Source organism: Buttiauxella cochleicola, from assembly GCF_021282435.1.
Classification (GTDB): Bacteria; Pseudomonadota; Gammaproteobacteria; order Enterobacterales; family Enterobacteriaceae; genus Buttiauxella; species Buttiauxella massiliensis.
Map to the genome: position 1 here is coordinate 147,365 of NZ_JAJSOT010000007.1, position 25,178 is coordinate 172,542.

Here is a 25,178-nt window from a genome sequence, read left to right on the forward strand (position 1 = left end):
ATCACTTAGTTTACTAAGCTCATCGGGACTCATTCGTTTGCCGCCTTCCTGCAACTTGAAATATTTTGGGAATTGCCGTTCTTTAAGAAACGACAAGCATTCTAAAATTCTATTTTATCTTTACCCTAAATAGTTCGTGTTGCAGCAAGGCGGCAAACTTGAGAGTCCCCAGGAGCTTACATCAAGTAAGTGACTGGGGTGAACAAGTGCGGCCAACATAGTTGCAACCCGAAATATGACGGGTAAATTAGGCGCGCAGTTTGACGTCGATTGCGTCTTGAGAGCGCGTACTACGATGGTTTTCATTTTGCTGACGGCCAGAGACGTCCAACACTTCCTGGTTATTCACCAGTTCACCCAAGGTGATGTTATTCAGAAAACCGGTCAGACGATCGCTCAGGTCGCGCCACAGCGCGTGAGTCAGGCACTTATCGCCACCCTGACAACCGCCTTTGCCCGCGCAACGCGTGGCATCAACAGATTCATCTACAGCACTGATAACTTCGCCAACTGCGATGCTATTTGCTTCTTTACCCAGCAGATAACCACCGCCTGGACCACGTACGCTGGCAACCAGGCCATTTTTACGCAGACGGGAGAATAACTGCTCCAGGTAGGAGAGAGAGATTCCCTGACGTTCAGAAATATCAGCCAACGGTACCGGGCCTGATTCGGAGTTCAACGCAACGTCAAGCATTGCGGTCACGGCATAACGTCCTTTCGATGTCAGTCTCATGTCTTACTTAACCTCAAATCGCCCCTCGAACCGGGGGTTTTTTATAAATGTGATTGTCACATAGCAGGTCGCAAGTCTGACATTCCCGAGTAAATTGGTCAACTATTTAACCTAGTAATTTACTCAAGTATTATTTGCCGGATTTTTTCTCGTTATCAATAGAAGAAAGCATGCCGCGCAGAATGTTAAGTTCTTGAGTTTCCGGGCGTGCACGGTTATATAAGCGGCGTAATTTGCTCATAATCTGGCCCGGATGGCTGGTGCGAATAAAGCCGGTTTTCAGCAATACTTGCTCCAGGTGAACGTAAAAACGCTCGAGATCGTCAGCCGATGGATACTGAGTCTGGTCTTCAACAACGACAGCTTCTTTGCCTTCTTCTTGTGTAGCAAGCCAGGCGATGCGCACTTCATAAGCGAGGATTTGTACCGCCATCGCCAAGTTCAGTGAACTGTATTCCGGGTTAGCCTGAATCGCGACGTGATAATGGCATTTCTGCAATTCGTCATTGGTCAAACCAACACGTTCACGGCCAAACACAATCGCCACTGGCGCATCTTGCGCTTCAGAAATGGTCTTTAGACCACATTCGCGTGGGTCGAGCATCGGCCATGGCAGCGTGCGTGAACGAGCGCTCGTTCCTACCACCAGACTACAACCCGCCAGGGCTTCGTCGAGGGTATCAACAATTTTCGCTTCGCCAATAACATCACTGGCACCCGCAGCGAGCGCGATTGCCTGAGAGTCAGGTTTCACCAGTGGATTAACCAACCACAGATTTGTCAGCCCCATGGTTTTCATTGCACGGGCTACGGAGCCCATGTTGCCGGTGTGGGAGGTTTCAACCAGCACTATACGTACGTTTTGCAGCATCGTTGACTCATAGCCTGAAAAGATTATCGCGATATCCTATCATAACCCTGGGACATATTCCGAACGCTCTGCTATACTCCGCCGCGTTTTCCCGTTCTTTAACATCCAGAGAGAGACCGATGCATCCGATGCTCACCATCGCCGTGCGCGCAGCGCGCAAGGCGGGCAATTTAATTGTCAAGAACTACGAAACCCCTGACGCTGTAGAAGCGAGTCAAAAAGGGAGTAACGATTTTGTGACTAACGTAGATAGAGACGCCGAGCGTCTGATTATCGAAATTATCCGCAAATCCTACCCGCAACACACCATTATCGCTGAAGAATCAGGCGAACTGGCGGGTACCGAGCAGGATGTGCAATGGGTTATCGATCCTCTGGATGGCACTTCAAACTTCATCAAACGTTTGCCACACTTCTCTGTATCTATCGCTGTCCGTGTTAAGGGCCGCACCGAAGTTGCTGTTGTTTATGACCCAATGCGTAATGAGCTGTTCACAGCCGTTCGTGGTCAAGGCGCACAGCTGAACGGTTACCGTCTGCGCGGCAGCAATGCACGCGACCTTGATGGCACCATTCTGGCAACTGGCTTCCCGTTCAAACTGAAGCAACACGCTACTCCTTATATGAACATCATGACCAAACTGTTCACGCAGTGTGCTGACTTCCGTCGCACCGGTTCTGCTGCTCTGGATCTGGCATACGTTGCGGCTGGCCGTGTTGATGGTTTCTTCGAGATTGGCCTGAAGCCTTGGGATTTCGCAGCAGGTGAACTGATTGCTCGCGAATCTGGTAGCCTGGTATGTGATTTCACCGGCGGCCACAACTACCTGACCAGCGGCAACATCGTTGCAGGTAACCCACGTGTTGTTAAAGCGATGCTGGCAACAATGCGTGATGAACTGAGCGAAGCGCTGAAGCGTTAATCTCGGAAAATGCCTTCCCGTCGGGAAGGCATTCAATTAAAACGGTCGTATCCCTCGCATTACCGGTTGAGCACTCAGCCACATCACCACTGCTGCTAATACTAAAATTCCACCACCTGCAAATGCCAGTGTCGCCCAGGCGACTTGCCGCCATAAAACGGGTGCTTTATTCCCGCTAATGCGTACCGCAAGCTGACGGAAACCGTGGACTAAAAAAGCCAGGCCAGAAATGGTAATAGATGTACCTGCAGCCATCGCAAGCGTCGACAACACTCCCCAGCTATACACGCCAATCACTTTGCTAAACAGCAGCACCATAATTGCCCCAGAGCATGGGCGCATACCCATGGATAAAACAATCATCATTCGGGCACGCCAGTCTTCTCCTGCTGCAAGCTGTTCCTGCGTGGGTAAATGCTGATGGCCACAACCACATTTTTCATCATGTACATGATGAGGCGTGAATGAAGTGAAACGCTTCGGTTTTCGCAGCACACGTTGCAATTTACCCAGGGCTCGACCGCACAACATCACACCTAAAACACCCACCAGCAAATAGCTTCCCTTCTCGAGCCAAAAACTGCTCATGTGCAATTGGCGCGAAGGCAGAGCCAAAATCCCCAGCACTACCGTTACCAACCCAATCGCCACCACTCCTTGCAATAAAGATGCTGCAAACGTCAATTTAAGGCTGCTTTTCAGGCGCGAAGGATGTGTCGCAAGCCAGGTCGTAATAACTATTTTCCCATGGCCTGGCCCCAATGCGTGAAGCACACCGTAAACAAAACTAAATGACAGCAATGACCAACCCGCCCGGGTAGGGTTCTCGGCAACCTCACGCAGGAGGGTGCTCATTTGTTGGTTAATCGATTTCTGCCACATCGCACTTTCAATGAGGATTTGCGGCCAGTAATGCCACAAGCTGTAAAGTGCTCCTGCGCAAACCAGCAGGAAAAATGCCAGCGGCCACAGGTGAAGCCAACGGCGTGAATGGGGTTTAGCTGAAGGCATTATTGACATTGCAATATCACCTGTTGAGCAAACTGTTTACCCAGTTCCATATCTTCGGGAGGGGCATCGGCTTTATCCAGTGATTGTGCGAAGGCCAGCGTATCTTCGTTCGGCTGCGGGGTTTTCACTGAGATTTTGCAAAGTGAGGCTAATGTTTTCGGCAATTTGGCATCACTGGAGTTGTCGTAACTCATATCAACAAAATAGGTCGGGTCGAACGTCGCAAACTGATACGTCTGCCCCTTCAATGGCTGCGGATGTGCAAGGGGTAAAACAAAGGTCAATACTGCCTGGTGCCCTACCCGTGCAAGGCCATACTCTGGTGGCAGGTTATTAAAGGTCACTTTTTTACCGTTATGCCAGAATTCGGTGAAGTAATGCTGGCCTAAAACATTGGCCATGACTTCGGCTGCCAACTTCTTCCACACTGGCGAGTCCGGTTTGGCATTACCTGCGTCATACAGTAGATCTGCTGAAGTGATTTCATCCATCGTCCACTGCATTTTAAGACCAGTAAGCTGGTCATTTTCGGTCATCACCGTCGTCACAAGGGTGATAAAACTATGTGGATGTGCCAAAGCCACTGGGCTAAAAAGCACGCTATTTAAGGCGAAAAACGCAATTCTGTTACACATTTTCCTGCTCATTATTCTCTCAAGCTTAAAATTCTGTGAGCCAGTCAGAATTACGTAATTAAAAAGCTCAAATGTCGATCTCTACGCCAAAAGCTTTAGCTACTCTTAGCATTAATTACTTTGACTCGGTTATGCGGATGATGACACTGCTCTCCCCACCACCATCTGTACTCTCCAGTCCGCAGCGCCGCTGCCACCTGCTTTTGTTGCTATACATACCGGGCCAAACCGTCACTCCTGAGATCCTCGCAAGACTCAACGGGGTCGATGACACCAAAGCCCTGCAAGATATAGCCGACACGGGTGATGAAATCCAGCGCTATCACCGGCTGAGGCTTATCACGCAACAGGATGGTAGCTATCGGATTGAGGGCACGCCTTTAGACCGCCGTCTGTGCTTATTGCATTGGCTACGCCGTGCATTGCGTTTGTGCCCACACTTTGTGCAGCAGCATTTTACCCCGGCGCTCAAAATACAGCTTAAACAGCAAGGAATTCTGACCGCGTTATATGACGAGAAGAACCTCCAGGCGCTGATCGGGCTTTGCGCACGACGCTTGCAAAGGCAATTTGATAGCCGTGATGTGCAATTTTTAACGCTGTTTTTGCAGTACTGCTTGCACCAGCACCATGCTGGGATCACCCCAGAATTCACCGAGCAGCAACGCGCGTGGACACAAATTCGCCCGGAGTTTGTGGCGGCACTTGAGATTGCCCGCCATTGGAAGCGTCGCGTGCTGCAATCAGCCAACGAAAACGAGCAATTATTCCTGGCGCTATTATTCCAGTTACTACGTACTCCCGACCCGATTCGTGACAATCATGAGCAAGATTTACGCTTACGTTCGGCCATTTTCGGAATGATTGCGCGCTTTCGCGAGCTGGCGGGTATGTCCTTTAGCGATGAACAAGGCCTGAGCGACCAGCTCTACATCCATCTTGCTCAGGCATTGGATCGTTGCCAGTTCGGTATTGGGATTGATAACAGCCTACCGGAAGAAATAACTCGTCTTTACCCACGCCTGATGCGTACCACGCGTGAAGCGTTCAATGATTTTGAAAACCATTTTGAAATGCGTTTTTCAGATGAAGAGGTGGGACTGGTGGCGGTGATCTTCGGAGCGTGGCTGATGCAGGAAAATGATCTGCATGAAAAGCAGGTTTTGCTGCTCACTGGCAACAACATTGAACTTGAACAAAGTATTGAACAGCAGCTGCGTGAACTAACGTTACTGCCGCTCAATATTAAACATCTGACGATTCACAGCTATCAAAAAGAGGGAGCGCCGAAAGAAGTGGTGTTGGTGATTACACCCTACTCCACCACTTTGCCACTTTACTCACCGCCACTGATTCACGTAACGCTGCCGCTGGGTGAACACCAGCAGCAGCAGATCCGTAAGATTATTGAGTGTTAACGCAATATGAGATGGGACGTGGCCGAATGAACAATGCAGGAACGGCCACCAACGCCATAATCCAGAACACCCCACCCTGCATATGCTGGTAAAGGTAGCCGGAGAACATCGTCATAATGGCAATACCACCACCCATTGCTACCGCTGAATAGACGGCCTGCAAACGGATGACTTCGTTACCCTCGCGAGCCGAAATATAACGCATCGCCGCCAGGTGGCAAACAGTGAAGCTGCCGCAGTGAAGGATTTGCGCAGCAATCAGCCACGGCAAATCGGTGGTGTACGCCATCAGGCTCCAGCGCAGTATTCCAGTCACACCAGAAAGCAGCAGCAAGTCACGCGCACTCCAGTTACGGAACAGCTTGTTGCTCAGAGCAAAAATCACAATTTCCGCAACAACACCCAGCGACCACAGATACCCAACAACCGACGCGGAATAACCAGCTCCTTGCCAGTAAATCGCACTGAATCCGTAGTAAGCCGCGTGTGCGCCTTGAAGTAATGTCACGCAGGCCAGGAATCGCCATGAACCGAGCACCAGTTTCTTCCACGCTGGCCAACCCGCACCTTCTTTATGGCGAGTTTCACCTTGCGGCATCACGGATGGGCGCAGCATCATGCCGATTAACATCGACGCGACACCAATACTCAGCAGCACCAGAATTGCCTGGTAGCTATACATGCTCACCAGCTTGCCCGTCATGGCGGAGCCAATCACAAACGCCAGTGATCCCCACAGGCGCACACGACCATAATCCATGGTGATTTGACGCTGCCAGGTTCCGGCCAACGCATCGGTAAGCGGCACCAGCGGTGAGAAGAACAGGTTAAAACCGACCATCACAATCAAAAGCCAGGTCGCTGTTTGTCCGAACCAGAAAGCAACGGCAAATAGCAAAGTGAGTAAGGCGAGTAAACGCAAAGCAAAGACAAGTCGGGAAGGGTCGGTAACACGAGGGGCAAGAAGCAAACTACCAAGGAAACGGGCGATTAATCCAGCCCCTAACAATAGCCCTATGGTTTCAGGTGGCAGACCAACTCCGGCAAGCCAGACACTCCAGAATGGCAGGAAAATCCCGTAGCTAAAGAAGTAGGTAAAATAACTGAGCGCCAGCCAGCGCGTTGAATGCAAAACCATGATCCCTCCCGTTTTGGAGGCGCTAGTGTGTCCGAGCGTTGACGTGCTTGCAAGCATTCATTAACAGACTAATAACACCTGGTAATTAAATGGCCTTATTGATTTACCAGGGTGGATAAGCGACAGCGTCATCCAGCAGAATTGTCGGATGACACTGACGTTTATTCGACCTACAAAACCGTCATTTCCATTGCTAGGCGTGTCGTTTCTCCCCGCCCCAGCAACACCAGTCCCGGCTGCCCAGCCATATTATGGGCATTCACCGGGTGGCTTTGTGGCTCAAGGCAAATAAATGGTTCGTCTGCCATACGGAACACCATCAAGTACGGCGTAGAACATTTTAGCTGCACAAGCAGGTCACCAGATTCAATCAACGCCAAACCGTTCCAACCGGAATAGCCAACATTCAGCCAGTGGTTGTCCGGAATTTTCGCCGTGATGAAATTGGTTTGTGCCGTCAGTTGGTCACTCCACTCAAGAGGTAAGTGACTCTCTCCTTCAGGCCAGAAGCCCGTTGCTCCAAACTGCACGTGTGTCGTGGGTGTGAGATGGAAAAAGGGATGAAAACCCAGCCCATAAACCATCGGCTTACTTCCCCGGTGAGTGAGTTGAAGCTCCGCGATAAAACATTTATCTTCCAGCCGGTAAACCAGCCGCGCGTGATAATCAAACCCGCACTCATGCTGACTATCCAGCGTTAAAACAATCTGTTGACTATCCTCGGTTTCGACCTGCCAGCTTTTCAGCCAGCCATCCCCATGGAGAAAAAATTGTTCATCGACCGGACTTTTCGGCAGTGTGACCATTTCTCCGTGTAGCCGAAAGCAATTCCCGGCGACTCGGTTTGCCAGCGGCAGCATCGGGAATAATGCTTTTTCAGCTGTATAAAGAATCGGTTCCTGGTGCTTTAGCGAGTCCAGGCTGAGGATTGCCGCCCCTTGCGGGGCGACGGTTAAACGTAAGTGTTCATTTTCGAGTTTCAGACTTTCCATAACTCAGTGCGCCGCTCTTTCAGCACGCACTTTTGCCGCTGCACCGTATTGGTCTGCCATACGTTTTTCCAGCGCTTCCAGGCTCACGCCTTTAGTTTCCGGAACATAACGGCGCACATAGACAAAGCCTGCCGCACAAATCACGCCATATAACAGGAAACTACCCGCAGCCCCGAGACTGGCGTTCAATAACGGGAAGGTATACGTCAGCAAGAAACAGGCAACCCATAACGCCAGGGTGCCTAAGGACATCGCCAGACCACGCACACGGTTAGGGAAAATTTCTGATAGCAGAACCCAGGTAACAGGTGCCAATGTCAGGGCATAAATCGCAATCGCCGCCAGAACGAGGATCAACACCGGCAGCCCCATAATACCGAGACCATATGCTGCACCAATTAATGCATAGATGATGGTCAAACCCGCAGCACCAAACAGCATCAGCTTGCGACGGCCAATTTTGTCCACCAGCGGCAGTGCGGCGAGGGTGAAGATCAGGTTAATCAAACCCGTCGCGACTATGGATTTCAGCGTGCTGTTGATATCAAAACCTGCGGAAGCAAAAATTTCCTGCGCATAGTTAAAGATCACGTTAATCCCGCACCACTGCTGGAACACTGCCAGCACCATCCCGATGATAATGATCGGCTTGACCTGCGGCTGCCACAGCGCACTCCAGGAGACTTTTTGCGTGTCATTGTTCAGCGTTTGCAAAATATCATTCAGGGTGTCGTCGGCGTATTTCTGGTTACCGATGCGTTTAAGCATCTGGTGAGCGCGTTCATTTTTCCCGGCACGTGCCAGCCAGCGTGGCGATTCAGGGACAAAGAACATCAGCACTAAAAACGCCAGCGCCGGAACCAGTTCTGCACCAAACATCCAGCGCCAGCCAACCTGCCCGTTCCAGCTTTCAGTAATTTGCTGCATGGTCGCCGCGGTACCAACCGGTTCGGCAATCAACAGGTTAATAAGCTGTGCTGCCAGTACGCCAATCACAATGGTTAGCTGGTTGATAGCAACAAACTTGCCGCGTTTTTCAGCCGGGCTCACTTCCGCGATATACATCGGGCTTAATGCTGATGCGAGACCAATCCCCACGCCACCGACGATGCGATAAACCACAAACATATCGAAGTTACTGGCCATCGCCGTACCCCAGGCCGATGCAGTAAACAGTATCGCCGACATGATAAGCGGTGTTTTGCGCCCGAACCGGTCTGCACACCAGCCGGAAATCAGCGCGCCGAAAATACAACCTACCAATGCGGAACTCATCGCCCAGCCGGACTGAGCGGGATCGGTTATTGAAAAGTAAGCTTCGTAGAAGGGTTTGGCGCCACCAATTACCACCCAGTCATATCCGAATAGCAAACCGCCACAGGCGGCCACCAGACAGATAGTCCATACATACCCCATGCGTAGTTGTGTCTGCACAGTTTTCATTGTTATTCCTCACTTTGTAGAGATACAGAGGAGGCGGGATTTATTTCCCGCCGTTTATTGTTATTTCAGCGCTCAGGCAAAGACGCCGCGCTGCATTGCCAAATGCAGCAAGTGTGCTTTGTCGTGTGCCGGGTTTTGTGACAGTAAAGCTTTCAATGCTGCTTCGAACTCGGAGTGTTCCCCTAATCCCAGATGCCCAAGGGCTGCGACAAACAGGCAGTGTTGCTGGTGTGCAGTCTGACGATCACCATCCAGCGCGACCAAATCTGGCAGCGATACGGCGAAGAAATCGGGTTCAGACGGGTCGTTAAAGTGCTCATCAGCCCAGGTAATAAAGCTACGGAATTGCTGTTGAGCCTGCTCTTTGTCACCTGTGCGCACCAGCGCCATCGCCTGGTAGAACAGGTAATCGACGGGTTGGTCGTTGTAGTAACGCCCGGCTTCCAGAGTGGAGCCCCCTTCCAGCGCACGTTCAAAATAAAGCTGAGCACGCTCCGGCTGCTGGAGTTGCTGTGCACACCAGCCGAGCAGATACCAAATATCGTTATCGCTCTGGCCAACTAAACGCCCCTCACCTAAGTTCGCCGGGTAACTGAGCGCTTGCTGAAGTAACTCTTCTGCTTCGCCAAACTGTTTATTGGCAATGCACTCCAGCGCACGGTATTGCAGGTTAATCAGATACTGCCCGGTGATTTTGCCTTCACCACCTTCCCAAGGATGGAACTTTCTCCGTGCCAGGACTTGCGCCGCCGCATCAGTTTCACCGTGAATATTCCACAAGCTCAACAATTCAGCGGTGAGGTCGTCGCGTTTAAGTACCACATCACGACGAGCTGCGAGATTCGCCAAACGCTGCTCGGTAGCGCGCCCGTTAAGTTTTTGCAGATAATCGAGTTCAAACAGCAAGCGGGCGTTATCGGGCTCAAGTTCAACCGCTCGTTGCAGATAGCTTTCGGCGAGCCTTAAATCGTGTGTTTTATTCCAGGCATGAATCCCCAACACACGCTGTACTGCAGCAAACTCGGGAAGTTGTTGCGCGGCAAATTGCCAACAGGCAACCGCCTCGTTATACCGGCGTTTGCTGTACCAGAAACAGCCGAGCAGGTATTGCGCAAAACCGTCGTGTGGCAGTCGTTGCAGCATTTGCACTTCATCCAGGGTATTTGGGAAGCGCACTTTACGAGCAAAGCGTTCCTGCGCCTGCTGCACAAACGCATGTTGCAGGGCGTGGTCAGTTTCAAGAGAGGCTTGCCATAACAGCGGCATCGCTTCTTGCGAATCGAGCACTTTGAGTAGATCTTTCGCCGCCGAGTCTTTACCAATACTCACCAACCAGCCAGCTAACACACTTGCGTTCACGCCGCGTTTGCCAGTGACACGCAGCAGTTCGGCGCGGTCCGTTTCACTTTGCGTGATGGTCCAGCGAGCGTAGTGCAGAACATAGCTCAGCGGGTATTCCTCAAGCTGCTGCGCAATCCAGTTGAGTGCTTTTTGTGATTCACCCGTTTGATGCAGTACCAACGCTTTCAGCCCCATCGCCAGGTTATTGCTGGCATTAAATTTCAGACTTTGGTTTACCAAAGTCAGTGCCTGAGAAGCCTCCTCCTTACGCAGCGCCAGACGTGCCAGCGCGTAGAATGCAGCATCGCGGCAGTTGCCACTCCAGCTTGCTTTGAAATAATCATCAAATGCGCCGTCGAGCTCGCCCTGCTTCTCTTTGGCAGCACCGCGCAACATACTTGCGTCACCGTTTTGCGGGTTCTTATTCAGACGATGTGCGCGTTTCAATGCCGCATCCGCGTACTGTTCAGCAAGTTCCCAGTTGCCACGGTTAAATTCAAGCTGGCCGAGCGCCACGTTGCAGCGGTAATCCTCGGGATCTAATGCCAGCGCTCGCTGGTAATAATCTAATGCTGAACGACTGGCATGGAGGTATTGCTCCAAATGTTGTCCGATAAAATACAGCTCATCACAATTGGTGATGTCATGCGGTTTCGCGGGCACGCTTGCTGGTTGTGGAAGAGGTAAATCTTCAGGGACATGTTCGCAATAGCTGAGAATGAGTGAGCCCTGCGCATCACGCAGATTGAGCGTCAGGCGCTGCGGCCAGGTGTCGTTGACCGTTTCTTGCCACGCCTGCGCCGGTTGCAGAGAAAGCGTGGTTTTCCACAGTGTGTTTCCTGCCGATTCAACTTCCAGCGTCACACCAACCAACGGCGCAATGGCGTACACGCCGAGATGTAGTTCACCGTTGTGGCGTTCGAGTTTTATCGCCACCTGAGTGTTGGCATTTTGCAAAGTGCCAAGTTGGCTGTATGGCAGGAAGTTTTGGACGAATACTTTTTCTTCGTAAGGGGCAATCCAGGTGAAATCGGGCTGATTATCGGTAAACACACCGGTCATCAACTCAATATAAGGACCATTTTCATCGGTTAGATTACGGTCCCAGGCCTGGCCGAAATCACAGTTTCCCCATGACCATTGTTTCTTACCCGGTGAAACATGGTGGTCCGCAATATGTAATAAACCGCCCTGCTCGCCATGATGGTAGGCGCCAACAAAATCGTAATCTGATTTATCCGCCATATACGAGGTTGGTACCGGGATATTTTTGTAGCGCGAGATATCCACGCCTGCGGAATAATCAACTTTGTAGTAAGTGCCGTGGGCCATCGGGAAAGCGGAAACATCGCGTTTACCGTGATCGAATACCGCCGTGACATCGGGCGGGAATACGCTTTGGTGATCATCACCGCCTTTTACCGCCGGGTTCGCCCACCACAGGAAATGACGCGGCGTGGCGTTGCCATTGAATACTTTTCCGGTAATTTCAATCAGCGCTTTTTCTGGATATAGCGTAAAGCCGGTCATCACTTGTAGGCCGCGCATTGGCTCAACTTCACCGAGCCAGACGGTTTGCGCACCGTTGTCATGTTTCTGGAAAGTCACATCTACCGGCATGAAAGTAGTTGGGCGATGATGCTGCGGCCAGTTAAATTCGATACCACCGGAAATCCACGGCCCGACCAGTCCAACCAAAGCTGGTTTCACCACTTCGTTGTAGTAAACAAAGTCGCGCTCCATCACTTTGTCGTAGGCGCGATGAATACGGCCTCCCAGCTCAGGCAATAACATTACGCGGATAAAGTCGTTCTCAATCCACACCGCGTTGTAATCACGCATCTCGCGATTGCCAGTAAGTGTGTCAATAACACCGTAAGGATAAACAGCACCTGAAGATCCCTGATAGACACGGTTCTCCAGAAACATAGGATTCGGGTCTTCCGCACCGGTAGTCCAGGTGGGTAAAGCAATCGTCTCTTGCCAGACGCTAACGGCTCCGTACATTTCGCCTCTCCAGTAAACAAATAACAGTGAAATACGTTATGTTTGCAGTGTAGAGAACTCATTACGGCTTAGAGCGCTTAATGCTCACACAATAAAGTTAACGGGGTTTAGTGAAATGCATAATTCAGGGCTGAATAATCAACGCGTGCGCCAACTTAACCGCCAGACGATTATGAAACTGGTTTGGCAGCATAAGCGGCTAAGTAAATCGCAGTTTGCGCAGTACACCGGGCTGTCCATTCCAGCGGTGAGTAAGATCCTTGAGGAGTTGGTGAGCGATGGCAAACTGAGCCACTCCAGCGAAAACCTCAGCAACCGAGGCATTAACAGCGGCAGTTACCAAATTCCACCTGATGGCGATTTCATTCTGTGCATGAATGTCACCCCCACCAGTATTGAAAGCCAACTGTGCGACGCACAGCTTTCACCGCAAGGGGAATTTGAGCGTATCCATGTGCACGCCGCCACACCGCAGGTATTACTGACTGCTGTTGAGAACATCTGGCGTAATCAACGCAAAATCTGGCCGAAAAAAGTCATCAATCTCGCTCTGGCTATTCATGGGCAAGTCGATCCTGTGACAGGGGTTTCGCAAACCATGCCACAGGCTCCGTGGCGTGAGCCGGTAGAAATTAAATATCTGCTGGAAGAAAAGCTGGGTGTAACGGTAAGAGTCGATAACGACTGTGTGATGCTAGCTCTGGCAGAAAAGTGGCAAAATCCAGCAAACCGCCAGGATTTCTGCGTGATAAATGTCGATTATGGAATTGGTTCATCGTTTGTCATCAACGGGCAGATTTATCGCGGCAGTTTGTACGGCAGTGGGCAAATCGGCCACACTATTGTGAACCCAGACGGCATGGCCTGTGACTGCGGGCGCTATGGTTGTCTGGAAACCGTCGCATCGCTTTCAGCGTTAAAAAAACAGGCGCGTATCTGGTTAAAATCGCAACCAGGAACGCCTAAGCTCGACCCTGAATCGATTACCTCAACACAGCTTATTGCTGCCTGGCACGAAGGCAATGAACAAGTACGCCGTTGGGTCGAAAGTGCCGCAAACGCTATTGGGCTAAGTCTGTACAACTTCCTCAATATCCTGAATATCAATCAGATTCTGTTTTATGGTAGAAGCTGTGCTTTTGGTGACAGCTGGCTCGCAACTATCGACAGGCAAATTGGATTCAATCCATTTGATCACGGCGACTCATTAAAGATGAATGCCACACAGATTAGTTTTGGGCAATTAAGCAGGCCACAGCAAGTTATGGGGATTGGGTATTTGTACGCAGAAGTCGCGTTAAATGAGATGTAATAACGAGCAGGAATAAAAAAACCCCGGCAAGCCGGGGTTTCAATGTCAGACGATATTAAGCGTACACAGGTAAACGTGCGCAGATATCCAGAACTTTTTGCTTGATACGCTCAATGACAGCTTCGTCGTTGATGCTATCAAGCACATCACACATCCAGCCAGCCAGTTCGCGAACGTCTGCTTCATTGAAGCCACGGCGAGTTACCGCTGGAGTACCGATACGGATACCAGAAGTCACAAACGGGCTCTTCGGATCGTTTGGCACGCTGTTTTTGTTCACGGTGATATTCGCGCGACCCAATGCAGCATCTGCTTCTTTACCGGTCAGGTTTTTATCAACCAGATCCAGCAGGAACAGGTGGTTGTCAGTACCGCCAGAAACCACTTTGTAACCACGGTCCAGGAACACAGAAACCATTGCTTTTGCATTCTTAGCAACTTGCTGCTGGTAAGTTTTGAACTCAGGTTCCATTGCTTCTTTCAGTGCAACAGCTTTACCCGCGATGACATGCATCAGTGGGCCGCCCTGCGCGCCTGGGAATACAGCGGAGTTCAGTTTCTTATACAGCTCTTCGCTGCCGCCGTTCGCGAGGATTAAACCACCGCGTGGGCCCGCCAGAGTTTTGTGCGTAGTCGTTGTAACAACGTGCGCATGTGGAACCGGGTTCGGGTAAACGCCCGCGGCAATCAGGCCAGCAACGTGTGCCATGTCCACGAACAGTTTGGCATCAACCATGTCTGCGATTTCACGCATTTTTGCCCAATCAACCACGCCGGAATAAGCAGAGAAGCCACCGATGATCATTTTCGGCTTATGGGCTTTAGCTTGTTTTTCCAGGTCTGCGTAGTCGATATGACCGCTTTCATCGATACCATAAGGAACGATGTTGTACAGCTTGCCGGAGAAGTTTACCGGGGAGCCGTGAGTCAGGTGGCCGCCGTGTGCCAGGTTCATACCCAGAACGGTGTCGCCTGGTTCCAGCAAAGTGGTGTATACCGCGAAGTTAGCCTGTGAACCGGAGTGCGGTTGCACGTTAGCGTAATCAGCGCCGAACAGCTCTTTTGCACGGTCGATAGCCAGTTGCTCAACCACGTCGACGTATTCACAGCCGCCGTAGTAACGCTTGCCTGGGTAACCTTCGGCATATTTGTTAGTTAACTGAGAACCCTGAGCCTGCATCACGCGTGGGCTGGTGTAGTTTTCGGAGGCGATCAGTTCAATGTGCTCTTCCTGACGTACTTTTTCTTGCTCCATGGCCTGCCATAAATCGGCATCGTAATCGGCAATGTTCATTTCACGTTTTAACATTCGCATCTCCAGACTCAGCTAACAGTAAAAATTCGAACAGCTTTGAGGGCTCTCTCAAACAACGGGCAACAGTGTAAACCGAATTGGTATCAGGTGATAGGTCTTGACAGAGGTTTTTACGCAAACGATTGGCTCGGCATCCAGCAAGGGTTTGAAGCCAAAAGTGGCAAGCTATTTCTGCGGATATTAATTCATCATCAACATGCAGAAATTTCACGTTCTGTGAGCCGAATCGACTCAGTAAGTATCCATTTACAATGTAGTACTTTTATTTTGGCGGCGAGTTTTATAAGATGCATTTAAAATACATCAATTAGAAAACCCTAAATAATTCGAGTTGCATCCAACACCCCTGCGGCTTGAAGTATGACGGGTATAAAAGGAGCTATACCATGCTTGATGCCCAGACCATCGCTACAGTGAAATCCACCATCCCCCTGCTTGCAGCAACCGGCCCAAAACTTACCGCGCACTTTTACGATCGCATGTTCAGCCATAACCCTGAGCTGAAAGAGATCTTCAATATGAGCAACCAGCGCAATGGCGATCAGCGTGAAGCGCTGTTCAATGCCATCTGTGCGTATGCGAGCAATATTGAAAATCTGGCGGTGTTACTACCAGCGGTAGAAAAAATCGCGCAGAAACACACCAGCTTCCAGATCAAACCGGAACAGTACGACATCGTCGGTGGTCACCTGTTAGCAACGCTGGATGAAATGTTTAGCCCGGGCCAGGAAGTATTGGATGCCTGGGGCAAAGCGTATGGCGTGCTGGCGGGCGTGTTTATCAATCGTGAAGCGGAAATCTACCAGGATAACGCGGCGAAAAATGGCGGCTGGGAAGGGACACGTGCTTTTCGGATTGTGGCAAAAGAGCCGCAGAGCGCACTTATCACTAGCTTCGAATTTGAACCGCTGGATGGCAAACCGGTCGCTGATTATCAACCAGGCCAATACCTTGGCGTATGGCTCAAACCTGAAGGCTTCCCGCATCAGGAGATTCGCCAATATTCACTGACCCGCAAGCCAGATGGCAAAAGCTATCGCATTGCGGTGAAACGCGAAGATTTAGGCCAGGTTTCAAGCTGGTTACACAATCACGCACAAGTGGGCGATGAAGTGCATCTGGCCGCGCCTGCCGGTGATTTCTTTATGGACGTGAAAGCGCAAACGCCGGTTACGTTGATTTCAGCAGGGGTTGGCCAAACGCCGATGCTGGCAATGCTCGATACGCTGGCGAAAAATGGCCATAGCGCGCAGGTGAACTGGTTCCATGCGGCTGAACATGGTGACGTACATGCATTTGCGGATGAAGTGAATCACCTGGGTGAACAGTTGCCACGCTTTGAGCGTCACGTCTGGTATCGCACACCATCCGAACGTTGCCGTGCGCAGGCAAAATTTGATAGTGAAGGGCTGATGGATTTAGTCGTACTTGAGAGCAAAATCAGCGCGCCAGATATGCAGTTTTATCTGTGCGGCCCGGTGAGTTTTATGCGTTTTGCTGCTGAGCAATTGGTGAAGTTGGGTGTTAAGCAAGACCGGATTCATTATGAATGTTTTGGTCCTCATAAAGTGATGTGATCAAAAAACACGGTGGATGTCGCTCGCGCTAATCCACCGTGGGACTGCTTTTTGTCGGTCGGATTAGCGTAAGCGACATCCGACATACAATTATTAAATTGCTGCGTCGTCTTCTTCGCCAGTACGAATACGCACTACGCGCGCCACATCAAAGACAAAGATTTTACCATCGCCGATTTTACCGGTTTGCGCAGTACGGATAATGGTGTCCACGCAGGTATCAACGATGTCGTCTGTGACGACAATTTCAATTTTTACTTTTGGCAGGAAATCCACCATGTACTCAGCACCACGGTACAGTTCGGTGTGCCCCTTCTGACGACCAAAACCTTTAACTTCAGTTACCGTCATGCCGGTGATGCCAACTTCTGCCAGCGCTTCGCGCACGTCATCCAGTTTGAACGGTTTAATAATCGCATCAATTTTTTTCATGGTATTTCCGGTTCCCGCACAACTCAAGTGTGCTGCCTGGTTACAGTAATCGTGGCTTCAAACTACCACAAACTACTCTTTAAAGTCATTGGCATCGAGTTCATGGCGTGAGAGTAATTTGTAGAATTCGGTACGGTTGCGCCCCGCTACACGTGCCGCCTGGGTCACATTGCCTTTGGTCATTTGCAGCAATTTTCGCAGATAGTTCAGCTCGAACTGGTTACGTGCTTCAACGAAAGTAGGCAGCGCAGTATTCTCACCTTCCAGAGCCTGCTGGACCAGCGCTTCGCTGATAACGGGTGCGGATGTCAAAGCAACGCACTGCTCAATCACGTTAACCAACTGGCGCACATTGCCAGGCCAACTTGCCGCCATCAGGCGTTTCATTGCATCGGTCGAAAAGCTACGAACAAACGGCTTATGGCGATCGGCTGACTGACGTAATAAATGATTCGCCAGCAAAGGCACATCTTCCGCGCGTTCTTGCAGGGCCGGGATCTTCAGGCTCACAACGTTCAGACGGTAAAACAGATCTTCACGGAACTCACCGCGCTCCATCGCTTTGGGTAAATCGCGGTGGGTAGCGGAAAGAATACGTACGTCGATATCGAGATCGCGGTTACTGCCTAGCGGGCGCACTTTGCGCTCCTGCAACACGCGCAGTAATTTGACCTGCAAAGGAATCGGCATATCGCCAATTTCATCAAGGAATAACGTTCCGCCTTCTGCGGCCTGGAACAGCCCTTCTCTGCTGCTGACCGCGCCAGTAAATGCGCCGCGTGAATGACCAAACAGTTCGGATTCCAGCAACTGTTCCGGCAACGCGCCGCAGTTAATAGCGATAAATGCCTTCTTGCTGCGCGGACTAGCGTTGTGAATAGCCTGCGCGAGGATCTCTTTACCGGTCCCACTTTGCCCGTTAATCAGCACGCTGACATCCGACTGAGCCACCATGCGCGCCTGATCCAACAAGCGCAGCATCGTAGGACTGCGTGTAACAATAGTGTCGCGCCACATATCATCACCGGCAGTGACCGTATGCTCGAGAGCATCGTCAATCGCCTTGTAGAGCGCGTCTTTATCAACCGGTTTAGTCAAGAAACTAAATACGCCCTGCTGTGTTGCGGCCACGGCATCCGGAATAGAACCGTGAGCGGTCAGAATGATTACCGGCATTCCCGGTTGTGCTTTCTGGATTTCGGCAAACAACGCCATGCCATCCATTTCGTCCATCCGCAGGTCGCTAATCACTAAGTCGATTTTTTCTCGTCCCAGGAGACGTAACCCTTCAGCACCACTTTCCGCGGTGGAAACGGTATAACCTTCACTGGTCAGGCGCATACCGAGAAGTTTAAGCAGGCCCGGATCGTCATCGACCAACAGGAGTCTTGCAGGCTTACGTTGCGTCATGGTTTCGCCTCCTGCGCGGGCTTGGTATTGTCCGGCAACTCAGCACCGGCAGGTTTGCGGCTGGAAAGCTGGCGTTCGATGTCCGTCAGGTTTTCCAGTTTGCGAGTCGTCAGGCTGAGCTGGCCTCTGAGACGTTGCTGTTGTTCACGCAACGTATCCAGCTCGTTGTCTGACGACTGTTGTAGTTTGCTGTAGCGGGTACGTTCATCTGACAGCGCCAGCAATGACGCTTGCCCATCACGCCAGACCTGGAATAACGAGCGCACCTGTGAAGGCACTTCTGTCGTCATCGTATCCAGCTTAACCATGTAACGGCGGCGTTCGGTTGGGCTAATTTTGGCATTCGCCAACAAAATCCCTCTTTTGAACGTGTCGCGCCAACTATCAGATGGCCAGCGACGTGCTTCAGCCCGCGCCTGAATCGGCGCTAAACGCTCCGCACAATCCATCGCCCGAAGCCAATAGAGAGGGTTACTCATTGAGTCATGGCTCTGGTTTTGCCAGATATCCTCACACTCCGTAGACAAGTAATCGGCCAGTTGCTGTTCCGGCTCTTCTGCTAATTGTGGGTGTTTAACATCTTTTGGCACAGTATTCTGAACACAGCTCACCAATAGTAATGGCACAAGTAATGCGGACAGCGGGCGAATTGAAACTGGGCTGCGTAGGCATGGTATTAAGCCGTTACGCAACACGTGAAAAATAGTCGCTTTCATTTTTTATTTGTTCTCGGGAAAGACAGGTAACTCGATTCGGAAGCAGACATCTGCCGTTTCATCATCAATCAGGTGCAATTCGCCATGCATACGACGGATACAATCCTGGGCGATACTCAATCCCAGGCCGCTACCTTTAACTGCACCTTTACGCTGGTGGCTTCCCTGATAAAAAGGTTCAAAGATCATCTCTCGCTCCGCGGACGGAATGGGGTCACCTGTGTTACCCACATCAATATAGAGCAAGTGACCCACCTGCGAGCTTCGTAGATAAATGGTACCGGATTCAGACCCATAGTGCACCGCATTGGAATAGAGATTATCCAGCACGCTCATTAACAACATTGGCTCCGCCAGACAGGCAACCGGGCTAATATCACACTCGGTACGCATCATTTTAGCCCGTGCAGGCAAACTGTGAGAGGCAATAATGACATCCACCAGTGGTGCCAGTTCAACTTTACCCATCTCGAGTGGGACATCGGCCAGTTTACGGTTGTAATCCAGTAACTGCTCAATCAATTTTTGTAAGTGGCGGCTACTATTATCAAGAATTTCCACCACCTCTTTTTGGTCGGTGGTCAGCGGCCCAACAACCTGATCGGCAAGCAATTCGGTACCTTCACGCATACTGGCTAGCGGTGTTTTTAATTCGTGGGAAATATGGCGCAAAAATTCGTGGCGCTGGGACTCAAGCCAGGAAAGACGCTCACTGAGCCAGACAATTCGCTGCCCAACAGAACGTAGTTCCCTCGGCCCTTTAAACAATACCGAATTACCCAATGAACGCCCCTCACCGAGTAAATTAATCATCTTCTCGATACCTTTCACCGGGCCGATAATCATGCGCGTAAAGATAATGACCAATGCAAAGCTCAACAGGAATAACACCAGTGCCTGCCAGCCAAAGAACTGCCCGCGCTCGGCAATCTCTTGTTGAAGTTGCTGTCCACGGGAAAACACCACCGCGCGTGTCGCTTGTACCATCTCAGCATTTTTGGTCGCGAAGTTCTCAAGGTGTGCAGCAGCAGCGGTATCTGGGCCGCTATTTTTGCATTGTATGTTGGCAAGGTCGTTTAACGACTGGCTGAGGTCTTTATAAAGATGGTTATCAGGCAAAACACCGGCATGCGCTTCGAGCATTTGCGTGTAACGCTTACGCTGCCCCTGGTAGACCGTCTCAAGCGTTGCATCATCCAGCACACAATATTGGCGATAGCTACGTTCCATTTCCAGAGCAACGTTTGTCATGGCTTCACTGCGGCGAGCATCAACCAGCGTGGTGCGATTCGTTAACGCAGCCTGATCGCTGAGCGCATTAAGGCTTTGCCAGGCTTGCCATGCCAGAACCAACAGTGGAACCAGCACCAGCAAAAAGGCCATCATGACGAGCTGACGTAAGGATCGCGGGAAAAAATGCCACTGGTTCAATAGACTTATCTCATTGGGACTGCGGATAATTTGATGCTAGCGGGGATTGGCGGGAGTTTAAAGTCTTGAACGCAGAAACAACAAAGGCAGAGAATAATCTCTGCCTTTGTTCTGGAATCAGGCGGTGCCTTACTCAACGTTTCGCCCGGAGCATGATAAAGCAGTACAAGACTGGCAATAATCAAAAGTCGGACGGCAGGCACCTTGAGTGCATCATTCTATGGTTTATGTAGCACAACCCTTGCGGGGGCTGACATAAGAAGGTGAATGAGCCACTGCGCAGTATTATGCATTATATGTGCCACTATTGCTACAAATTACATACATCAATGTTTCCATTATGTTTATTTGCAATAACACACATGAATAACATAGGCGATTTTTTGAACGTACTGTCGCTATTTAGCAACACCAATAGAGCCCGACTTCACAGACCTTTAAAATCAACAAGTTAAACGTCTCCATTTGGAGACAGTAAAAAATAGTGAATGTCGGGTTTTAGTGACAAAAAAATCCCTGCCGAAGCAGGGACTCTATTAAGGCTTAACCAAGCTGCTTACGCGCATTGCGGAAAATACGCATCCACGGGCTATCTTCGCCCCACTCGGCTGGGTGCCAGGAGTTGCTAACAGTACGGAACACACGCTCAGGGTGCGGCATCATAATGGTGACACGCCCGCTTTCGTTGGTTACGGCAGTGATACCGTTTGGTGAACCGTTCGGGTTCGCCGGGTAATTCTGCGTAACTTTACCGAAGTTATCGATAAAGCGCAGTGCCACCAGACCTTTGCTTTCCAGTGCCGCCAGATGAGCCGCATCGCGCACTTCCACATGCCCTTCGCCGTGTGAAACCGCGATTGGCATATGTGAGCCGACCATGCCTTGCAACAGCAGCGACGGGCTTGAAGTGACTTCAACCAGGCTGAAACGCGCTTCAAAGCGATCAGAATGGTTACGTACAAAACGCGGCCACAGGTCGCTACCCGGGATCAGTTCACGCAGGTTCGACATCATCTGGCAACCGTTACATACGCCCAATGCCAGGGTTTGTGGACGGTGGAAGAAGGTTTCGAACTCGTCACGGACACGTGAGTTAAAGAGAATGGACTTCGCCCAACCTTCACCCGCGCCCAGCACGTCACCGTAAGAGAAACCGCCACATGCCACCAGCGCCTGGAAATCTTCCAGACCACGACGACCCGCCAGCAAGTCACTCATGTGCACGTCGATGGCATCAAAGCCCGCACGGTGGAAGGCTGCCGCCATTTCAACGTGGGAGTTCACACCCTGCTCGCGCAGTACGGCAACTTTCGGACGAGCACCTTTAGCGATAAATGGTGCCGCGATATCTTCTTTGATGTCGAAGCTGAGCTTAACGTTCAGGCCAGGATCGTTGTCATTGGCTTTCGCTTCATGCTCTTGATCGGCACATTCTGGGTTATCACGCAGGCGCTGCATCTGCCATGTGGTTTCTGCCCACCACATGCGAAGCGTGGTGCGGCTTTCGCTAAACACCGTGTGCTTATCAGCGGTCAGCGTGAAACGGTCACCCATAACAGCTTTACCGAGGAAGTGAACACAATCTGCCAGGCCGTGGTCTGCCAGTGTTTTCTCAACCGCTTCGCGATCTGCCGCTCTCACCTGGATTACTGCACCTAACTCTTCATTAAAGAGTGCCGCCAGATGGTCGCTACCTAAAGTTGCGATATCCGCTTCCATGCCACAGTGACCAGCAAATGCCATCTCTGCCAGAGTAACCAACAGACCGCCGTCGGAACGGTCATGGTAAGCCAGCAGTTTCTGTTCGGCCACCAGCGCCTGAATCGCGTTAAAGAAGCCTTTCAGTTGTTCAGCACTGCGCACATCGGCTGGTTTGTCGCCCAGTTGACGGTAAACCTGAGACAGCGCCGTTGCACCCAGCGCGTTATGGCCCGCGCCCAAATCAATCAGCAACAGGGCGTTATCTTCAGTTTGCAGCTGTGGCGTTACGGTGCGGCGCACATCTTCAACACGGGCAAACGCGGTGATAACCAGCGACAGCGGAGAGGTCATCTCGCGTTGCTCGGTGCCCTCCTGCCAGCGAGTTTTCATCGACATCGAATCTTTGCCGACCGGAATAGTCAGGCCAAGCGTTGGGCAAAGTTCTTCACCCACTGCTTTTACCGCTTCATAAAGACCAGCGTCTTCACCAGGGTGACCTGCGGCGGACATCCAGTTTGCGGAGAGTTTAATGCGATTGAGTGCGCCAATTTGCGTAGCTGCAATGTTGGTCAGTGCTTCACCAACAGCCAGGCGGCCCGATGCTGCGAAGTCGAGCAGCGCAACTGGTGCGCGTTCGCCAAGCGACATCGCTTCGCCATAATAGCTATCAAGGCTTGCGGTGGTGACCGCACAGTTAGCGACCGGGATTTGCCACGGGCCAACCATCTGATCACGCGCCACCATGCCGGTAACGGAACGGTCGCCGATGGTCACAAGGAAGGTTTTCTCAGCAACGGTCGGCAAGTGCAATACGCGGTTAACTGCATCTGCGATGGTGATGTTGCGAGTGTCCAGCGCGTCGCCCTTCGCTTTCAGGGTTTCAACGTTACGTTCCATTTTCGGCGTTTTACCGAGCAGCACGTCCAGCGGCATATCAATAGGCTGGTTGTCGAAATGGCTGTCGTTAAGCGTCAGGTGTTTTTCTTCAGTCGCTTCACCGATGACGGCATATGGCGCACGTTCACGGCGGCACAGTTCGTCAAACAGCGGCAACTGGTCTGGCGCAACCGCCAGAACATAACGTTCCTGGGATTCGTTACACCACACTTCCAGCGGGCTCATGCCAGGTTCGTCGTTCAGAATATCGCGCAGTTCAAAACGACCACCACGACCGCCATCGCTAACCAGTTCAGGCATGGCGTTGGAAAGACCACCTGCGCCCACATCGTGAATAAACAGAATTGGGTTGGCATCGCCCAGTTCCCAGCAACGGTCGATAACTTCCTGGCAGCGACGTTCCATTTCTGGGTTGTCACGCTGTACGGATGCAAAATCCAGATCTGCGTCAGATTGACCGGATGCCATAGAGGATGCAGCACCGCCACCCAGACCAATATTCATTGATGGGCCACCGAGCACAATAAGTTTCGCGCCCACGGTAATTTCGCCTTTCTGAACGTGGTCGGCACGAATGTTACCGATGCCACCAGCCAGCATGATTGGCTTGTGGTAACCACGTAACTCTTCGCCGTTATGGCTATTCACTTTCTCTTCGTAAGTACGGAAGTAGCCAGTCAGAGCCGGGCGACCGAATTCGTTGTTAAACGCCGCACCACCCAGAGGGCCATCAGTCATGATATCCAGCGCGGTGACGATACGATCGGGTTTGCCGAAATCTTCTTCCCAAGGCTGTTCAAAACCTGGAATGCGCAGGTTTGATACCGAGAAACCTACCAGACCCGCTTTCGGTTTAGCACCACGGCCCGTTGCACCTTCATCACGGATTTCACCACCGGAACCAGTTGCAGCACCCGGCCATGGAGAAATAGCTGTTGGGTGGTTGTGGGTTTCGACTTTCATCAGGATATGAGCATCTTCCTGGTGATAGTCGTAGCGGCCCGCTTCGTGGTCGGCAAAGAAGCGCCCAACCTGTGAGCCTTCCATGACTGCGGCGTTATCTTTATAAGCTGATAACACGTACTCAGGGTTTTTCTCGAAGGTGTTTTTAATCATTTTAAACAGCGATTTAGGCTGTTCAACGCCGTCAATAACCCAGTCGGCGTTAAAGATTTTGTGGCGGCAATGTTCGGAGTTGGCCTGCGCGAACATATACAGCTCGATGTCGTTCGGGTTGCGCCCCAGTTTGGTGAACGCATCCTGTAAGTAGTCGATCTCATCTTCTGCTAAAGCCAGCCCTAAACGGATGTTGGCTTCAACCAGTGCTTCGCGACCTTGCGTGAGCAGGTCAACACTTTGCACCGGCGCAGGCGTGTGATGAGAGAACAACTGCTGTGCACCATCAAGCGAACCAAATACGCTTTCCATCATGCGGTCGTGTAGCAGCGCGGCAACTTGCAAGCGCTGTGCATCGGTCAACGTGCTGGCAGTGATGTAATACGCCACGCCGCGCTCAAGGCGCTTAACTTTGGCCAGATCGCAGTTGTGGGCAATGTCGGTGGCTTTGGAGGACCAGGGTGAGATGGTGCCAGGACGCGGCGTGACCAGAATCAGGTCGCCGGTCGGGGCGTGGTCGGCAAGGGTTGGACCATATTTCAACAACCGTTGCAGACGGGCGTGCTCTTCAGCCGTTAACGGCGCGTCGAGATCGGCAAAGTGAACATACTCGGCATAAATGTCGCTGACCGGAAGGTTGGCGTCATTAAAGCGGGCCAGTAACTTGTTAATACGAAATGCCGATAAAGCGGGCGAACCACGCAGAATTTCCATCATCAAAGATCTCTCGTCTTCGAAACGCCAGGGGACGCTTCA

At 51.3% G+C, this 25,178-nt stretch carries 18 protein-coding genes; 4 read left to right on the top strand and 14 right to left on the bottom strand.

What is annotated here, in order from left to right:
• Positions 1-247: 247 nt before the first annotated feature.
• Together iscR and trmJ are read right to left on the bottom strand one after the other, a co-directional pair.
• On the bottom strand, positions 248-736 hold the full coding sequence (gene iscR, locus LVQ77_RS16770) for a Fe-S cluster assembly transcriptional regulator IscR (RefSeq protein WP_151995805.1): 489 nt from the start codon (positions 734-736) through the stop codon (positions 248-250).
• A gap of 130 nt (positions 737-866) precedes the next feature.
• Entirely contained in the window at positions 867-1,607 is a 741-nt protein-coding gene (gene trmJ / locus LVQ77_RS16775; RefSeq protein WP_064513080.1) for a tRNA (cytosine(32)/uridine(32)-2'-O)-methyltransferase TrmJ, read from the bottom strand.
• Between the two features lie 119 nt (positions 1,608-1,726).
• On the opposite strand from trmJ, the gene suhB reads away from it, so the two are divergent.
• A complete protein-coding gene (gene suhB, locus LVQ77_RS16780; protein WP_151995806.1) occupies positions 1,727-2,530 on the top strand; it encodes an inositol-1-monophosphatase in 804 nt (267 codons plus the stop codon).
• A gap of 36 nt (positions 2,531-2,566) precedes the next feature.
• On the opposite strand, the gene LVQ77_RS16785 is transcribed toward suhB, so the two are convergent.
• Positions 2,567-3,550 (bottom strand): nickel/cobalt transporter, encoded by a 984-nt coding sequence (locus tag LVQ77_RS16785; protein ID WP_232905029.1) that lies wholly within the window; start codon positions 3,548-3,550, stop codon positions 2,567-2,569.
• Positions 3,541-4,176, bottom strand: a complete 636-nt coding sequence (locus LVQ77_RS16790) for a DUF1007 family protein (RefSeq protein ID WP_232866082.1) — start codon at positions 4,174-4,176, stop codon at positions 3,541-3,543. Before LVQ77_RS16790 ends, LVQ77_RS16785 begins: the two co-directional genes overlap by 10 nt.
• Positions 4,177-4,313: 137 nt before the next feature.
• On the opposite strand from LVQ77_RS16790, the gene csiE reads away from it, so the two are divergent.
• A complete protein-coding gene (gene csiE / locus LVQ77_RS16795) occupies positions 4,314-5,594 on the top strand; it encodes a stationary phase inducible protein CsiE (RefSeq protein WP_232866079.1) in 1,281 nt (426 codons plus the stop codon).
• Here the strand turns inward: csiE and LVQ77_RS16800 are convergent.
• The 4 genes from LVQ77_RS16800 to LVQ77_RS16815 form a co-directional block, all read right to left on the bottom strand.
• Entirely contained in the window at positions 5,581-6,732 is a 1,152-nt protein-coding gene (locus tag LVQ77_RS16800; protein ID WP_232905030.1) for a 3-phenylpropionate MFS transporter, read from the bottom strand. The two genes, csiE and LVQ77_RS16800, sit on opposite strands and share 14 nt — an antisense overlap.
• A 170-nt stretch (positions 6,733-6,902) precedes the next feature.
• The gene (locus LVQ77_RS16805; RefSeq protein ID WP_232905031.1) at positions 6,903-7,724 is read right to left on the bottom strand and encodes an aldose 1-epimerase; all 822 of its coding nucleotides are present in this window, start codon (positions 7,722-7,724) and stop codon (positions 6,903-6,905) included.
• A 3-nt stretch (positions 7,725-7,727) separates the two neighbouring features.
• The gene (locus LVQ77_RS16810; RefSeq protein ID WP_232866073.1) at positions 7,728-9,167 is read right to left on the bottom strand and encodes a sugar porter family MFS transporter; all 1,440 of its coding nucleotides are present in this window, start codon (positions 9,165-9,167) and stop codon (positions 7,728-7,730) included.
• Between the two features lie 72 nt (positions 9,168-9,239).
• Positions 9,240-12,515, bottom strand: a complete 3,276-nt coding sequence (locus tag LVQ77_RS16815) for a DUF5107 domain-containing protein (RefSeq protein WP_232905032.1) — start codon at positions 12,513-12,515, stop codon at positions 9,240-9,242.
• 115 nt (positions 12,516-12,630) lie between these two features.
• Between LVQ77_RS16815 and LVQ77_RS16820 the strand changes: the two genes are divergently transcribed.
• Positions 12,631-13,827 (top strand): ROK family protein, encoded by a 1,197-nt coding sequence (locus tag LVQ77_RS16820; RefSeq protein ID WP_232905033.1) that lies wholly within the window; start codon positions 12,631-12,633, stop codon positions 13,825-13,827.
• Positions 13,828-13,882: 55 nt separating this feature from the next.
• On the opposite strand, the gene glyA is transcribed toward LVQ77_RS16820, so the two are convergent.
• The gene (glyA, locus tag LVQ77_RS16825; protein ID WP_232905034.1) at positions 13,883-15,136 is read right to left on the bottom strand and encodes a serine hydroxymethyltransferase; all 1,254 of its coding nucleotides are present in this window, start codon (positions 15,134-15,136) and stop codon (positions 13,883-13,885) included.
• Between the two features lie 392 nt (positions 15,137-15,528).
• On the opposite strand from glyA, the gene hmpA reads away from it, so the two are divergent.
• The gene (gene hmpA / locus LVQ77_RS16830) at positions 15,529-16,719 is read left to right on the top strand and encodes an NO-inducible flavohemoprotein (RefSeq protein WP_232905035.1); all 1,191 of its coding nucleotides are present in this window, start codon (positions 15,529-15,531) and stop codon (positions 16,717-16,719) included.
• A 93-nt stretch (positions 16,720-16,812) separates the two neighbouring features.
• Here hmpA and glnB read toward each other — a convergent pair whose 3' ends face one another.
• The 5 genes from glnB to purL all read right to left on the bottom strand — a co-directional run bounded on the left by glnB (position 16,813) and on the right by purL (position 25,139).
• A complete protein-coding gene (gene glnB / locus LVQ77_RS16835; RefSeq protein WP_002438074.1) occupies positions 16,813-17,151 on the bottom strand; it encodes a nitrogen regulatory protein P-II in 339 nt (112 codons plus the stop codon).
• 72 nt (positions 17,152-17,223) lie between these two features.
• The gene (gene glrR / locus LVQ77_RS16840; protein ID WP_064513100.1) at positions 17,224-18,561 is read right to left on the bottom strand and encodes a two-component system response regulator GlrR; all 1,338 of its coding nucleotides are present in this window, start codon (positions 18,559-18,561) and stop codon (positions 17,224-17,226) included.
• Complete coding sequence (gene qseG, locus LVQ77_RS16845; RefSeq protein ID WP_232905036.1) at positions 18,558-19,277, bottom strand: two-component system QseEF-associated lipoprotein QseG; 720 nt, start codon at positions 19,275-19,277, stop codon at positions 18,558-18,560. The genes glrR and qseG overlap by 4 nt, the downstream gene beginning before the upstream one ends.
• A 3-nt stretch (positions 19,278-19,280) precedes the next feature.
• Positions 19,281-20,663 (bottom strand): sensor histidine kinase, encoded by a 1,383-nt coding sequence (locus tag LVQ77_RS16850; protein WP_370645052.1) that lies wholly within the window; start codon positions 20,661-20,663, stop codon positions 19,281-19,283.
• 588 nt (positions 20,664-21,251) lie between these two features.
• On the bottom strand, positions 21,252-25,139 hold the full coding sequence (gene purL / locus LVQ77_RS16855; RefSeq protein ID WP_232905038.1) for a phosphoribosylformylglycinamidine synthase: 3,888 nt from the start codon (positions 25,137-25,139) through the stop codon (positions 21,252-21,254).
• Between the last annotated feature and the right edge of the window lie 39 nt (positions 25,140-25,178).

Bases quoted from the DNA above. Each gene is read 5' to 3' on its own strand.
- iscR (WP_151995805.1), bottom strand. From the start codon at position 736: ATGAGACTGACATCGAAAGGACGTTATGCCGTGACCGCAATGCTTGAC.
- trmJ (WP_064513080.1), bottom strand. From the start codon at position 1,607: ATGCTGCAAAACGTACGTATAGTGCTGGTTGAAACCTCCCACACCGGC.
- suhB (WP_151995806.1), top strand. From the start codon at position 1,727: ATGCATCCGATGCTCACCATCGCCGTGCGCGCAGCGCGCAAGGCGGGC.
- LVQ77_RS16785 (WP_232905029.1), bottom strand. From the start codon at position 3,550: ATGTCAATAATGCCTTCAGCTAAACCCCATTCACGCCGTTGGCTTCAC.
- LVQ77_RS16790 (WP_232866082.1), bottom strand. From the start codon at position 4,176: ATGTGTAACAGAATTGCGTTTTTCGCCTTAAATAGCGTGCTTTTTAGC.
- csiE (WP_232866079.1), top strand. From the start codon at position 4,314: ATGATGACACTGCTCTCCCCACCACCATCTGTACTCTCCAGTCCGCAG.
- LVQ77_RS16800 (WP_232905030.1), bottom strand. From the start codon at position 6,732: ATGGTTTTGCATTCAACGCGCTGGCTGGCGCTCAGTTATTTTACCTAC.
- LVQ77_RS16805 (WP_232905031.1), bottom strand. From the start codon at position 7,724: ATGGAAAGTCTGAAACTCGAAAATGAACACTTACGTTTAACCGTCGCC.
- LVQ77_RS16810 (WP_232866073.1), bottom strand. From the start codon at position 9,167: ATGAAAACTGTGCAGACACAACTACGCATGGGGTATGTATGGACTATC.
- LVQ77_RS16815 (WP_232905032.1), bottom strand. From the start codon at position 12,515: ATGTACGGAGCCGTTAGCGTCTGGCAAGAGACGATTGCTTTACCCACC.
- LVQ77_RS16820 (WP_232905033.1), top strand. From the start codon at position 12,631: ATGCATAATTCAGGGCTGAATAATCAACGCGTGCGCCAACTTAACCGC.
- glyA (WP_232905034.1), bottom strand. From the start codon at position 15,136: ATGTTAAAACGTGAAATGAACATTGCCGATTACGATGCCGATTTATGG.
- hmpA (WP_232905035.1), top strand. From the start codon at position 15,529: ATGCTTGATGCCCAGACCATCGCTACAGTGAAATCCACCATCCCCCTG.
- glnB (WP_002438074.1), bottom strand. From the start codon at position 17,151: ATGAAAAAAATTGATGCGATTATTAAACCGTTCAAACTGGATGACGTG.
- glrR (WP_064513100.1), bottom strand. From the start codon at position 18,561: ATGACGCAACGTAAGCCTGCAAGACTCCTGTTGGTCGATGACGATCCG.
- qseG (WP_232905036.1), bottom strand. From the start codon at position 19,277: ATGAAAGCGACTATTTTTCACGTGTTGCGTAACGGCTTAATACCATGC.
- LVQ77_RS16850 (WP_370645052.1), bottom strand. From the start codon at position 20,663: ATGATGGCCTTTTTGCTGGTGCTGGTTCCACTGTTGGTTCTGGCATGG.
- purL (WP_232905038.1), bottom strand. From the start codon at position 25,139: ATGATGGAAATTCTGCGTGGTTCGCCCGCTTTATCGGCATTTCGTATT.